Source organism: Paraeggerthella sp. Marseille-Q4926 (genome assembly GCF_916618935.1).
Taxonomy (GTDB): Bacteria; Actinomycetota; Coriobacteriia; order Coriobacteriales; family Eggerthellaceae; genus Paraeggerthella; species Paraeggerthella hominis.
This window is the reverse complement of the sequence record NZ_CAKAKF010000003.1, coordinates 83,481-95,948: the sequence shown is the minus strand read 5'-3', so window position 1 is coordinate 95,948 and position 12,468 is coordinate 83,481. Positions and strand designations below refer to the sequence as shown.

The window sequence follows — 12,468 nt, the reverse complement described above, 5'->3', positions numbered from 1 at the left end:
TGCTTCGCAGACGAGGGGGCGGGCGTTGATAGACAAGGCTATCTTCGCGCTACAGGGCGTGCGCGCGGCGCTTGTCGTATTGGTCGCATTTGCCTGCGCGCGTGCGTTCGCCGTGGTGGGGCAAGCTTGGGCCCTTGCTGCCGCGATCGTGGATTTGTGGAAGGGCGCTTCGGTGTCCGACCAGGTTTTCTGGATAGCGCTGTTCGTCGCGTGCTTCGTTGCGCGGCAGGTTCTTTTGTACGCGCAGGAAACGTACCTCGATCGCTACGCGGCCGCGCGGGCCGACGAGCTGCGCCAGCGGCTGCTCTCGCGCGTGTTCGAAACGGGCGCGGCGGTGGTGCAGAAGCACGGGACGGGCAACGTGACCACCCTTGTTTTAGAGGGCGTCGACCAGGTGGAGACCTATGTTCGCCTGATTCTGCCGAAGGCCGTGGGCGTCGTGGTCATCCCCCTGGTGCTTCTGTGCTGGATATTCCCGCTCGATTGGGTTTCGGGCGTGATCGCTCTGGTGGCGTTTCCCTTCATTATCCTGTACATGGTCATCCTGGGACACACGGCGCAGGATGAAGCCGCCAAGCAGCACGCGACGTTTCAGATGCTGTCGAACACGTTCATCGACGCGCTGCGCGGCATCGACACGCTCAAGCTGTTCGGTCGCGGTCGCTCCTACGGCAGCAGCATCTACGCGGCGAGCGAGCGCTTTCGCGAAGCGACCATGAAGACCCTGCGCGTGGCCACGCTGTCGAGCACCGTGCTGGATTTGTTCGCAACCGGCTCGCTGGCGGCTGTGGCGATCATGCTGGGGTTTCGCCTGGTGGACGGGACGCTTGCCTTTTTCCCGGCACTCGTGGTGCTGGTGATGGTTCCGGAGTACTTCAAGCCGGTGCGCGAGTTCGCCGCCGACTACCACGCCTCGCTCGACGGAAAGAACGCGCTGGTTTCGATCCTCGGCATCGTCGACGAGCCGCAGGCCGCGCCCGTCGACGATGCTTCGGATCCCGTGCCGACCTGGGGGCCGGACTGCACGTTTTCCGCCTGCGGTGTGGGTTTCTCGTACCCGGGTTTCAAGGCGCTCGAGGACGTGCGGTTCGAGGTGCGCGGCTTCGCGCGCGTGGGCATCGTCGGTGCGAGCGGCGCTGGCAAGAGCACCCTGGTCAACCTGTTGGGCGGCTTCGCCGATCCAAGTGCGGGGTCGTTTCGCGTGGGAGGCGCGACTGCGGCCGGGCTGCATCGGGTCGATTGGCAGCGGCAGACGGCCTACATTCCTCAGAATCCGTACGTGTTCCATGCCACGCTGCGCGAGAACATCGCGTTTTACCGCCCCGATGCCGACGAGGCGGACGTTTCCCGCGCAGTCGAGGCGATGGGCCTTGGCGATCTGGTTTCCCAGCTTCCTGACGGCTTGGATACGGTTATCGGCGAGGGGGCCCGGTCCCTTTCGGGCGGACAGGCGCAAAGGATAGCCCTTGCGCGCGCGTTTTTGGATGCTGATCGGCGGATTCTCTTGTTCGACGAACCGACGGCGCACCTGGATATCGAGACGGAATGGGAGCTCAAGGAGCGCATGCTGTCCCTTATGGAGGGGCGTCTGGTGTTTTTCGCCACCCACCGGCTGCATTGGATGTCCGATATGGACTACGTGCTGGTGGTCGACGGGGGTCGCGTGGTGGAGGCGGGTCGTCCCGAAGAGCTGGCCGTGCACGACGGACCGTATGCGCGGCTTGCGTCTCGGTTGGGCGGTGATGTCGCATGAGCGGCGTGGATGCGAAGGGGGCGAGGGCTATGCGCAGGACGTGGCGTGAGGATCGCTGGGTCGTGCCGTTCTTCAAGCGGTACCGCAAGGTACTTGCGCTCGCGCTGCTCCTGGGCTTCGCGACGTTCGCTTTCGCGGCCGGCCTCATGTTCACCTCCGGCTTTCTGATAAGCGGCGCCGCCGGCGTGCCCGAGTCCATTTTGGCCCTCAATTTGCCGCTCATCTTCGTGCGCATATTCGGCATAGGCAAGCCGCTGCTTCATTACCTGGAGCGGCTGTGCAGCCACGACTGGGTGCTGCGCATGACGTCCGACCTGCGCCTGAAGCTGTACCGGTCGCTTGAGAAGGATGCGCTGTTCTTTCGCGCGACGCATCGTACGGGCGATGTGCTGGGTCTTTTGTCCGAGGATATCGGGCATTTGCAGAACCTTTATTTGAGAACGGTGTTCCCGACGGTGATCGCCTGGGTGCTATGGTTCGCCCTGGTGGCGGCTGCGGGATTCTTCTCGCCGTTTCTGGCGTGCATGCTGCTTGTCATGCTGGGGTCGGCGGTCCTGCTGCTGCCTGCGGTTTCGGTGCTGGCATGCGGCGCGCGCCGCATGCGCTACAAAGCGCTGCGAAACGATCTGTACGCCGAGCTGACCGACAACGTGCTGGGCGTGTCCGACTGGGTGTTCTCCCAGCGCGGCGACGAGTACCTGACGCGCTACCGCGCGGCCGAGCGCTCCATGAGGGAGCTGGCCGCCGCCGAGGAGCGCTTCGCCCGCCGCCGCGACGTGGTGCTGCAGGTTCTGTTCGCCGTGACGGCCGCCCTGCTTCTTGTTTGGGCGGGTTCGCATTTCGGCGGGCAGGGCGCCGATACGGCGAACTGGATCGCAGCGTTCGTGCTGGGCTTCTTCCCGCTCATCGACGCGTTCGCGCCGCTGTCGGCGTCGGCGGTCGACGCGTTCTCGTACGGCGACTCGCTCGAGCGCTTGAACGAGCTTCCGGATGTCGACGAGCGCTCTGCGGAGCAAGCCGCGCAGCCGTGCGCGCCCCTCGATATGCTGGTGGAGGGCGTAACGTATGCGTATCCGGGATCTCCACGGCCCGTGCTCAAAGGGATGCAGCTTGAGGTTCCCGCAGGCCAGAAGGTCGCGATCCTGGGACGCAGCGGTGCGGGGAAGAGCACGCTCGCATCGCTCATGCGCGGCGACCTCGTTCCCGACGAGGGGCGGGTTACGCTCGGCGGCGTGCCGACGCGCGACCTGGGAGACGACGCGTGCGCGTACATCGGCGTGATTCAGCAGCGCGTTTACCTGTTCAACATGACTCTTTTGGAGAACGTGCGCATTGGGAGGCCCGACGCGTCCGTTGACGAGGTGCGAAACGTTCTCGAGCAGGTAGGCTTGCGCGACATGGTCGACCGGCTTCCCGATGGGCTGGACACGATGGTCGACGAGGCTGGCCTGCGGTTCTCGGGCGGCGAGAGGCAGCGCATCGCGCTTGCGCGCGTGCTTTTGCAGGATGCGCCCGTTGTCATCTTGGACGAACCGTGCGTCGGGTTGGATCCTTTGACTGAGCAGGCCCTGCTGTCCACGCTCTTCAAGACGCTGGCCGATCGCACTGTCATCATGATCACGCATCACCTGCTGGGCGCTTCGGCTTGCGATCGGGTGGTGTTCGTGGAGGACGGCCGCGCGGTTTTGGACGGAGCCCCGTGCGAGCTCGAGCGAACGAGTTCGCGCTATCGCCGCCTGCTCGCGTTCGACCGGGGGCGGCGGCTGCAAGACGTCGACGAGTCGTGCGAGGGCTGAGGCGCTTGCGGTTTCTGCTAGTATGGAGTCATGGACCAAGACCGCCCGACATACCGAGACTTTGCCGTATGGGCACGTCAACCGCTCGACGAGGTCGAGCGCGATTGCGAGGTGCAGGCGTTTCGGGCCAGCGGGCCGGGCGGGCAATGCGTGAACACCACGGACTCGGCGGTGCGCATGGAGCACCGCCCAAGCGGGATCGTCGTGGTTTCGCGCGAGTCGCGCAGTCAGTTTCGCAATAGGCGGCTGTGCTTGCAGAAGCTGCATGCCGCGTTCGAGCGCGCGGCGATACCCCCGAAGGCTCGCCATGCCACGAAGCCTTCCCGAAGGGCGCGCGAGGCGCGCCTGGCCGACAAGCATCGCCGCGCCCAGGTGAAGTCTCGGCGCGGGCGCGTGGAGGGGGAGTAGCTGCGGTTTTGCCGAGTCGTTGGGACGGGCGGCGCTCGGGTTTCCCCCTAAGTGCGCTCCGGTTCGTCGTCGATGCGCTTGAGGATATCGCCCGGCTGGCAGTCAAGTTCCCGGCAAATGGCGTCAAGCGTTTTGAAACGCACGCCGCTCACTTTGCCGTTCTTTATCTTCGAGAGGTTGCCGTCCGCGATGCCTACGCGCCCCGCCAAATCTCCAAGCGATATTTTCCGGTCAGCCATCATCCGATCAAGGCGCAATACAATAGTCATGACGTTTCCCTAGATGATCTCGAAGTTCTCGTCTTGGATAAGGTAGCCGTATTCGAATATCTGCCCAAGGCAGAAGATGATGCCCGCCGCAACCAAAGCGATGATGCCCGTTTCGTTGAATATCGTGAAGTAAGGCTGGCCGGTGGCGAAGCTGAGCAGCGCGTATCCCAGCCACTGCGGCAGCAGCACGGCGGCGAGCAGCAATGCCGCTATCGTTTTGATCTTGCGCGGTAGTTCTTTGAAGAAAGGGGTTTGCTCGCGCCCGATACGAAGGAGCGTGAGGGCCACGTACACGAACAGGATCGCAAGGAGCGTCAGCTGGACCAAGCTGGAGACGGTTTTCACGGCAAGCCGGTCTCCGAGAATGGGGCTTAGGCTTGCCAGGGAGGGTAGGCCGAAGAACGCGAAGGTTCCGCTACATCGTCTTCGCCCAGGTTCTGTCAAAACGAACGAGTTTTGCTGGCCCTCAGGTCAGGATAAATGCAGTGCGCAAGTCTCTGACCAGGCATGATGAAAAGTGCCCCTTTGTAACCTGCCTGCGAGAGGCGGAAAATCCCCGCAAAACTCGTCCGTTTTGACAGAACCTGGAAATCTCTGTGGCGAATTGAAGCGCTCCCGCCAACCTTGCCGATCCCCATGTTCAATCCGAAAAACCTGCCGGGTTTTCGGGTCGCAAGCACGAAAGGCGCCCCGAAGCGCCCCGGCATCTCGCTGCGCGGCGCGCCGCGCAGGCGTCGAGCGCACCTCGCGCGCAGCTCGTCCGTCGCTTGCACCCGCACCCCGCCCGTACCTCGCACGCAGCGCGCCTGCCGCATCCGAGCGCGCGTAATCCGCCGCTTCGGCGCGTCTGGTGATTCTTGGAACTTTGCGCCTTGTCGGTCTCGCTCCGGTATCCTTGTTGGTCGCTTACAGGAACCCCGACATTTCAAGGACGGCATCCATGCTCAAGGTGAACCGTGCGGTACTGCACGTTTTCGATTTCGTTTCGTGCGTCAACGTCTTCTCTCAGGAAGAGCTTGACCTGGACAGCAAGAACGCCAAGCGCTACGTGACGAGCCATGCGAAAAAGGCGCTCGGCAACCTGGACAACAAGCGCGGCGAGTTCTCCGAAGACAGCATGTTCGCCGAAGAGATTCGCGCGTATTTTCTGGGGCAGCGCGACTTCATCGACTTGTCCGTGCAGGTAGCCGAGTTCATCGCTACCGAGCTGGGCCGCATGGAGAAGGCCGAGTCGACCGATCTTCTGGTCATCGACTTCGAGGACGACACCGACTCTAACGTGCGGAACATGACCGACGAGGAGGCCGAGGCGGCCTATCGCGGCGAAGGGAAGCGCTACTTCGCGCTCCTTCTGCTGGAAAGCAAGCAGGCGTTCATGCACGAGGTGGGCCGCGGCGAGGAGGGCGGTACGCGCGTGGACGTGGCGCGTCACCATGCGATCCTTCCGAACCCCTCGCAAAAGGTTGCTTCCTACGCGTTGATCGAGTCGAAGTCGCTCGCGGTGCTGTTCTGCGACAAGAAGCGCACCATCGCTGGCGAAGACCGCTGGCTCATCCCCGACGGGTTGCTGCAGTGTTCCATGGAGGCGTCGAGCAAGGAGGTGTTCGACACGGTCGCGCGCATCGTGGAAGAAGTTGCCGAGGAATACGGCGCCAACACGGCGATGGCGGTTTCGAAGGCGAAGGCCTATGTGGCCGAAAACGCCGAGGAGTCGGACGAGCTTGCGCCGTGGGATCTTGCTGACGAGGTGTTCGAAGACGAGCCTTTGCAGAAGCGCTTCGAGGAAGCGCTCGCCGAGGAAGCGCTGCCGGAGCGCGTGGTCGTGGAGAAGGCGGTGGCCCAGCGCGTGGCGAAAAGCCACAAGATCGTTACCGATACGGGCATCGAGGTGAAGTTCCCGGCCGAATACTCGCAAAGCCCCGAGTTCATCGAGTTCGTCAGCGCGCCGAACGGGCTGATCTCCATCGAGCTGAAGAACATCGGGCGCATCGAGAACCGCTAAGCGCCCGCGGCTTCAGGAGGGGCGAGGGACCGATCGAGCCGTGGCGAAGCGGGAGGGGGATGCCCCGTTGCTGCGCCTTGCCCGGTCGGTTCTGGGATTTTGTCCATCTGCCCCTGCGCCGCTGGCAGAGTTTTCCGGCTTCCTCCTTTCTTTCCGATCAAGTTGCTATACAATAGATTAACTTTTCATCCGACAGGCACCGCCGACCACGCTCGCTGGCGACGATGCTGCGATTCGCCAGAAGGAGGTCTAGCGACTATGGAGCCGAACATCGAAGAGGTGGCAGGGCGCATTCGGGCGCTACGCGAAGACCTCGACATCACCATGCAGGAAATGGCGGATGCTACCGGACGTTCCGTGGCGGAGTACGCCGCGCAGGAATCCGGTGATCAGGACCTGTCGTTCACGTTTCTGTACAAGTGCGCCGAGCGGTTGGGCGTCGACGTCATTGAGCTGCTGACCGGCGAAAACCCGCATCTGTCCGGCTACTCGCTCACGCGCGCCGCCGATGGCCTGTCCATCAAGCGCCGCGCAGGCTTCGAGTACCTGCACAAGGCTCCTCACTTCAAGAACAAGCTGGCAGAGCCGTTCCTGGTAACCGCTCCTTATCTGGAAGAAGAGCAGGACCGCCCCATTCACCTGTCCTATCACGTGGGTCAAGAGCTCGACTACATCATCTCGGGACGCATGCGCTTCGCGTACGAGGACCATGTTGAAGAGTTGGAAGCCGGAGATCTGCTTATGTACGATTCCGGCCGCGGCCACGGCATGATCGCCACCGGAGGCGAGCCGTGCACGTTTCTGGCCATTGTCATGAAGCCCCACGGGGAAACGATTATCTAGGCGCTGCCGACCGCCGCTCGCGCACTGCGGGCGATCGCGCGCCTGACAGCGCCTTCAATTCGATGATCGTATCCGTCTCGCGGCGGACTGGCCGCCGCATATCCTGCAAGGAAGAACACCTATGAGAAACATCAACCTCCGTTACGTGAACGAAGCCTACGACTGCGAAGGCAAACTGTCCGATTTCCAGGTCAAATGCCCCGAAGCCTTCAACTTCGGCTACGACGTGGTGGACGACATCGCGCTGAACGACCCCGATCGTCGCGCCATGGTGTGGTGCAACCCCGAAGGCGAAGAGCACGTGTTCACGTTCGGCGATATGAAGCGCTGGTCGGACAAGACCGCCAACTTCCTGGCGGACGCCGGCATCGGCCGCGGCGACTACGTCATGGTGATCCTGCGCCGCCATTACCAGTTCTGGTTCGTGGCCACGGCGCTGGCGAAGCTGGGCGCGGTCATGGTGCCCGCCACCTTCATGCTCAAGGAGCACGACCTGGAGTATCGCCTGAACGGCGCTTCCATCAAAGCCATGATCGCCACGTCGCTGGGCGACATCGCCGAAGTAACCGACGCCGTGGAGGCGTCGTGCCCGTCGCTCACGGCGAAGATCCTGGTGAACGGCGCGGGCGGCGGATTGACGCCCGAAGACGAAACGGGTGCGATCGTGCTGCCCGAAGGCGAGCTCATCGGCCCCGCCCTGTCCGGGCCGGAAGGCGTGTGTGCGGCTCCCGCCGTGCGCGAGGGCTGGCTCGATTTCAACACGGGGGTGCGCGCCGCCTCCGACGAGTTCGCGCGCCGCGAGACGGCCGCCGCCGATCCCATGCTCATGTATTTCTCGTCCGGGACGTCGGGCAATCCGAAAATGGTGCTGCACGATTCCGAATACGCTATCGCGCACCTGGTCACAGCCAAGCATTGGCACAACGTGGATCCCGAAGGCGTGCATTTCACCATCGCGGACACGGGTTGGGGCAAAGCCGTGTGGGGCAAGTACTACGGACAGTGGCTCATGGAGGCGTGCGTGTTCACGTACGACTTCGACCGGTTCCATCCGTCCGAGATCCTTTCGCTCATCGGGCGCTACGGCATCACCACGCTGTGCTGCCCGCCCACCATGTACCGCATGATGATGGCCGAGGACATCGATTCGTTCGACCTGTCCACGCTTGCGTACTCCACCACGGCGGGCGAGGCGCTCAACCCCGACCTGTTCGATTTCTGGAAGGAGCACACGGGACTCACCATCTTCGAAGGGTTCGGGCAGACCGAAACGCCGCTGACCATCGCGAACCTGACGGGGTCCTCTCCGCGTCCCGGCTCCATGGGCAAGCCCATCCCGCTGTACAACACGCAGATCCTGCGCGAGGACGGCTCGCGATGCGAAACGGGCGAAACGGGCGAAGTGTGCATCGACGTGCGCGAGAAGGCTCCCGGCATCATGCTGGAGTACTACCGCGATCCCGAGAAGACGGCGGCGGCCATGCACGACGGCTGGTACCACACAGGAGACACGGCCTGGCGCGACGAGGACGGCTACTTCTGGTACGTCGGCCGCAACGACGACGTCATCAAGTCGAGCGGTTACCGCATCGGCCCCTTCGAGATCGAAAGCGTGCTGCTCGAGCACGAGTCCGTGCGCGAGTGTGCGGTCACGGGCGTGCCCGACCCGGTGCGCGGCAAGGCCGTCAAGGCCACCGTGGTGCTGGCGGAAGGGTTCGCGGGCTCCGACGCGCTCACGCGCGAGCTGCAAACCTGGGTCAAGCACCGCACGGCTCCGTACAAGTACCCGCGCATCGTGGAGTACGTCGAGGCGCTGCCGAAAACCGTGAACGGCAAGATCCGCCGCGCGGCCATCCGCGAGGTGGACGAGAGCGCGAAGCCCGTGGAAGGGCTTGTGTGATGAGCGCGCAGCGCTATGCCCCCGACGCGTCGGTGGTGGTCGTGTGCGGCCACTACGGCGTGGGGAAGACGAACTTCTCGCTCAACCTGGCCTTTGACGCGCGCGAGCGCGGCGTGGACGTGACCCTGGTCGATTTGGACGTGGTGAATCCCTACTTCCGCTCGAGCGACTACCGCGCGCTGCTGGAAGAACGGGGGATTTCCGTGATCGCTCCGGTGATGGCGGGAACCACGCTCGACAGCCCCAGCTTGTCCGGGGCCGTCGGCCCGGCCGTCGAGTCGGCTCGCAAGGACGACGGGCGCGAGCGCCTGCTCATCATCGACGCCGGGGGCGACGACGTGGGCGCGACGGCGCTCGGCCGGTTCGCCGGTTCGGTTGCGGCGGCTCCCTACGAGATGCTGTACGTGGTGAATCGCAGCCGCAACCTTACGCAGGACCCGGCCGAGGCGGTCGACGTGCTGCGCGAAGTGGAGGAGAAGTGCCACCTGCGCGCCACTGCGATCGTGAACAACACGCACCTCAAGCAGGATACCGACGAAGCTACGGTGAGGCAGGGCGTGCCCTTCGCGCAAGCGGTCGCGGAGCAGGCGGGCCTGCCTTTGGCGTGCACGACGGTCCCGATAAGCCTCGCAGACCGGAAAACTGCCCTCTTTGGACTGAATGACGGTCGGCAAACGCTCTATCCTGTGCAAGTATATGTACGTACTCCTTGGGAATAATGCGAGAGTACGCGTTTCAACGGGTTTGTCCGTCTGATGCGCGTTGAGCTCCTGTGCCCGCGGCGCGGCGCAGGAGCCTACAAGACGAGGAAGGTTCCATCATGCCGAGAATACTGGTAGACGATCATTTTTGCAAAGGGTGCGGCCTGTGCGTCGACGCGTGCCCGACGCACATCATCGAACTCGATCACGAGCGCATCACCGCGAAGGGCTACCATCCGGCGCGCCTGATCGATGCCGAGCGCTGCACGGGCTGCATGTCCTGCGCGCTCATGTGTCCCGACGTCGCGATTACGGTGGTGAGGTAGCTATGGCAGAGAAAGTGCTCATGAAGGGCAACGAGGCGATGGCCGAGAGCGCGATTCGCGCCGGGTGCCGCTTCTTCTTCGGATATCCCATCACGCCGCAGACCGAGCTTGCCGCGTACATGTCCAAGCGCTTGCCGAAGGAAAACGGCACGTACCTGCAGGCGGAAAGCGAAGTCGCGGCCATCAACATGGTGTACGGCGCCGCGTCCGCGGGCGCGCGCGTCATGACGTCCTCCTCGTCGCCGGGAATCTCGCTCAAGGGCGAGGGCATCTCCTACATGGCCGGCTGCGACCTGCCGAGCGTCATCGTGAACGTGCAGCGCGGCGGCCCGGGCCTCGGCGGCATCCAGCCGTCGCAGTCCGATTACTGGCAGGCCACGCGCGCAACCGGCCACGGCGACTTCCAGATCATGGTGTACGCGCCTTCGACCGTGCAGGAAATGGCCGACTGCGCCTACCTGGCCTTCGACAAGGCCGACGAGTACCGCATCCCCGTCATGATCCTGGCCGACGGCATGCTGGGCCAGATGATGGAGCCGGTGGTCCTTCCCGAGCGCAAAGAGCAGCTGCCCGAGAAGCCCTGGGCCACCACGGGCCACAAGAACGCCCGCGCCCACAACATCATGGACTCGCTGTACCTCAAGGCGGAAGACCTCGAGCGCCTCAACCGCGAGCGGTTCGAGCGCTACGACCTGATCAAGGCCAACGAGCAGCGTGCCGAGTCGTTCATGGTCGACGACGCCGACATCGTGCTGGTCGCGTTCGGCGCCTCCGCCCGCATCGCGCGCAGCGCGGTCGTGTCGGCTCGCGAGAAGGGCATCAAGGCCGGCCTCATCCGTCCGATCACGCTGTGGCCGTTCCCGACCGACGCGCTGGAGCACGTCATGGGCACCGCCAAGACGTTCCTGTCGGTCGAGATGAACATGGGCCAGATGGTCGACGACATTCGCTTGGCGGCCGCGGGCCGCGTTCCGGTCGAGTTCTTCGGCCGCACGGGCGGCATCATCCCCACGCCGGTGGAGGTGCTTGCCAAGATCGAGGAGCTGCAGGGAAAGGTAGGTGCGTAGCATGAGCGCCGAAGAGAAGATCGTGTTCGAGCGTCCGCATGCGCTCCTTCCCGTCATCACCAATTACTGTCCGGGCTGCCCGCACGGCATCGTGCATCGTTTGGTGGCCGAAACCATCGACGAACTGGGCGTCGAGGGCGACACGATCGGCGTCGCGCCGGTCGGCTGCGCCGTCACCAACCCCGACTTTTTCTCCTGCGACATGGTCCAGGCCGCGCATGGGCGCGCGCCGGCGGTGGCCACCGCGGTGAAGCGCGTGCTTCCCGACAGCGTAGTGTTCTCCTATCAGGGCGACGGCGACCTGGCTTCCATCGGCATGGCCGAGACCATCCACGCGGCAACGCGCGGCGAGCACATCACCGTCATCTTCATCAACAACGCCATCTACGGCATGACGGGCGGCCAGATGGCTCCCACCAGCTTGCCGAACCAGGTGACGCAGACCTCGCCGTACGGCCGCGACGTGTCCACGGCGGGCTACCCGGTGCGCGTGTGCGAGATGCTGAGCACGCTCGACGGCGTGGCGTACCTGGAGCGCGTGACGGTGGACAGCCCCAAGAACGTGCGCAAGGCGAAGAAGGCCATTAAGAAGGCGTTCCAGAACCAGATCGACGGCGTGGGGTACTCGCTGATCGAAGTGGTGTCCACGTGCCCGACGAACTGGGGCCTCACGCCGCAGGATTCGTTTGCGTGGATGCGCGAGAACATGCTGCCGTACTATCCGCTGGGCGTGTACAAAGACGTGGTGGCCGACGGGTTCGCCAATGCAGCCGAGGCTGCGTCGGCGCGCAACGCCGATTGCCCGGTGGCGCATCCGGTGACGGAAGGGGGTGCGCGATGAGCCGCACCATGAACGCCGTTCTGGCGGGCTTCGGCGGCCAGGGCATCCTGTTCGCCGGCAAGATCATCGCCATCGCCGGCCTGATCGAGGACCGCGAGGTTTCGTGGCTGCCCTCCTACGGCCCCGAGATGCGCGGCGGCACCGCGAACTGCAGCGTGTGCCTGGCCGACGATCCCATCGGCAGCCCGCTCGTGCTGACGCCCGACGTGCTGGTGGTCATGAACCAGCCTTCGCTCGACAAGTTCGAGGGCAGCGTGCAGGAAGGCGGCACCGTGGTGGTGGACTCCACGCTGGTGCAGCGCATCCCCGAGCTTCCCGGCGTGAACGTGTTCGCCGTTCCGGCCACGCAGCTGGCCGAAGAGAACGGCTACAAGGGTCTGGCGAACGTGATCCTGGTAGGGAAGCTGTTCGCCGAAACCGGGTTCTGTTCCGAAGAGACGCTTAAGGCGGCTGTCGAGAAGTGCGTGCCCGCGAAGAAGATCGCGAAGCTCCCGGCGAACCTTGCCGCGCTTGAGCTGGGAATGAAGTCGTAGGTCGTGCCGAGGGGCGCATCGCAAGAGCG

General features: G+C 64.2%; 13 protein-coding genes. 11 read left to right on the top strand and 2 right to left on the bottom strand.

The features are described from left to right. Positions 1-25 precede the first annotated feature (25 nt). The 3 genes from cydD to LG373_RS05520 are packed head-to-tail and all read left to right on the top strand — an operon-like array spanning position 26 to position 3,957. A complete protein-coding gene (gene cydD, locus LG373_RS05530) occupies positions 26-1,753 on the top strand; it encodes a thiol reductant ABC exporter subunit CydD (RefSeq protein WP_225749246.1) in 1,728 nt (575 codons plus the stop codon). Positions 1,754-1,782: 29 nt separating this feature from the next. Beyond that, complete coding sequence (gene cydC / locus LG373_RS05525) at positions 1,783-3,549, top strand: thiol reductant ABC exporter subunit CydC (protein ID WP_225749245.1); 1,767 nt, start codon at positions 1,783-1,785, stop codon at positions 3,547-3,549. Between the two features lie 30 nt (positions 3,550-3,579). Further along, a complete protein-coding gene (locus LG373_RS05520) occupies positions 3,580-3,957 on the top strand; it encodes a peptide chain release factor-like protein (protein ID WP_114565757.1) in 378 nt (125 codons plus the stop codon). 47 nt (positions 3,958-4,004) lie between these two features. Here LG373_RS05520 and LG373_RS05515 read toward each other — a convergent pair whose 3' ends face one another. Next, positions 4,005-4,226 carry a helix-turn-helix transcriptional regulator gene (locus tag LG373_RS05515; RefSeq protein ID WP_216528558.1) on the bottom strand — a complete coding sequence of 74 codons (222 nt, stop codon included), beginning with the start codon at positions 4,224-4,226 and terminating at the stop codon, positions 4,005-4,007. Between the two features lie 9 nt (positions 4,227-4,235). Further along, positions 4,236-4,571, bottom strand: coding sequence for a hypothetical protein (locus LG373_RS05510; RefSeq protein ID WP_225749244.1), 336 nt, complete (start codon positions 4,569-4,571; stop codon positions 4,236-4,238). Between the two features lie 595 nt (positions 4,572-5,166). Here LG373_RS05510 and LG373_RS05505 point away from each other — a divergent pair. The 8 genes from LG373_RS05505 to LG373_RS05470 all read left to right on the top strand — a co-directional run bounded on the left by LG373_RS05505 (position 5,167) and on the right by LG373_RS05470 (position 12,439). Beyond that, on the top strand, positions 5,167-6,228 hold the full coding sequence (locus LG373_RS05505; RefSeq protein WP_225749243.1) for a nucleoid-associated protein: 1,062 nt from the start codon (positions 5,167-5,169) through the stop codon (positions 6,226-6,228). Positions 6,229-6,486: 258 nt separating this feature from the next. After that, complete coding sequence (locus tag LG373_RS05500) at positions 6,487-7,071, top strand: helix-turn-helix domain-containing protein (RefSeq protein WP_114565753.1); 585 nt, start codon at positions 6,487-6,489, stop codon at positions 7,069-7,071. Positions 7,072-7,192: 121 nt separating this feature from the next. Continuing rightward, entirely contained in the window at positions 7,193-8,971 is a 1,779-nt protein-coding gene (locus LG373_RS05495; RefSeq protein WP_114565752.1) for an AMP-binding protein, read from the top strand. Continuing rightward, entirely contained in the window at positions 8,971-9,690 is a 720-nt protein-coding gene (locus tag LG373_RS05490) for a ParA family protein (protein ID WP_114565751.1), read from the top strand. Before LG373_RS05495 ends, LG373_RS05490 begins: the two co-directional genes overlap by 1 nt. 101 nt (positions 9,691-9,791) lie before the next feature. After that, positions 9,792-9,998, top strand: coding sequence for a 4Fe-4S binding protein (locus LG373_RS05485; protein WP_114565750.1), 207 nt, complete (start codon positions 9,792-9,794; stop codon positions 9,996-9,998). A 2-nt stretch (positions 9,999-10,000) separates the two neighbouring features. Beyond that, positions 10,001-11,065 carry a 3-methyl-2-oxobutanoate dehydrogenase subunit VorB gene (locus tag LG373_RS05480; protein WP_225749242.1) on the top strand — a complete coding sequence of 355 codons (1,065 nt, stop codon included), beginning with the start codon at positions 10,001-10,003 and terminating at the stop codon, positions 11,063-11,065. 1 nt (position 11,066) lies between these two features. After that, positions 11,067-11,906, top strand: a complete 840-nt coding sequence (locus LG373_RS05475) for a thiamine pyrophosphate-dependent enzyme (protein WP_114565748.1) — start codon at positions 11,067-11,069, stop codon at positions 11,904-11,906. Continuing rightward, the gene (locus tag LG373_RS05470) at positions 11,903-12,439 is read left to right on the top strand and encodes a 2-oxoacid:acceptor oxidoreductase family protein (protein ID WP_114565747.1); all 537 of its coding nucleotides are present in this window, start codon (positions 11,903-11,905) and stop codon (positions 12,437-12,439) included. The genes LG373_RS05475 and LG373_RS05470 overlap by 4 nt, the downstream gene beginning before the upstream one ends. Positions 12,440-12,468 lie beyond the last annotated feature (29 nt).

Excerpts from the sequence above, each read along its gene's own strand:
- cydC (WP_225749245.1), top strand. The coding sequence starts at position 1,783 with ATGCGCAGGACGTGGCGTGAGGATCGCTGGGTCGTGCCGTTCTTCAAG.
- LG373_RS05520 (WP_114565757.1), top strand. The coding sequence starts at position 3,580 with ATGGACCAAGACCGCCCGACATACCGAGACTTTGCCGTATGGGCACGT.
- LG373_RS05515 (WP_216528558.1), bottom strand. The coding sequence starts at position 4,226 with ATGACTATTGTATTGCGCCTTGATCGGATGATGGCTGACCGGAAAATA.
- LG373_RS05505 (WP_225749243.1), top strand. The coding sequence starts at position 5,167 with ATGCTCAAGGTGAACCGTGCGGTACTGCACGTTTTCGATTTCGTTTCG.
- LG373_RS05500 (WP_114565753.1), top strand. The coding sequence starts at position 6,487 with ATGGAGCCGAACATCGAAGAGGTGGCAGGGCGCATTCGGGCGCTACGC.
- LG373_RS05495 (WP_114565752.1), top strand. The coding sequence starts at position 7,193 with ATGAGAAACATCAACCTCCGTTACGTGAACGAAGCCTACGACTGCGAA.
- LG373_RS05490 (WP_114565751.1), top strand. The coding sequence starts at position 8,971 with ATGAGCGCGCAGCGCTATGCCCCCGACGCGTCGGTGGTGGTCGTGTGC.
- LG373_RS05485 (WP_114565750.1), top strand. The coding sequence starts at position 9,792 with ATGCCGAGAATACTGGTAGACGATCATTTTTGCAAAGGGTGCGGCCTG.
- LG373_RS05480 (WP_225749242.1), top strand. The coding sequence starts at position 10,001 with ATGGCAGAGAAAGTGCTCATGAAGGGCAACGAGGCGATGGCCGAGAGC.
- LG373_RS05475 (WP_114565748.1), top strand. The coding sequence starts at position 11,067 with ATGAGCGCCGAAGAGAAGATCGTGTTCGAGCGTCCGCATGCGCTCCTT.
- LG373_RS05470 (WP_114565747.1), top strand. The coding sequence starts at position 11,903 with ATGAGCCGCACCATGAACGCCGTTCTGGCGGGCTTCGGCGGCCAGGGC.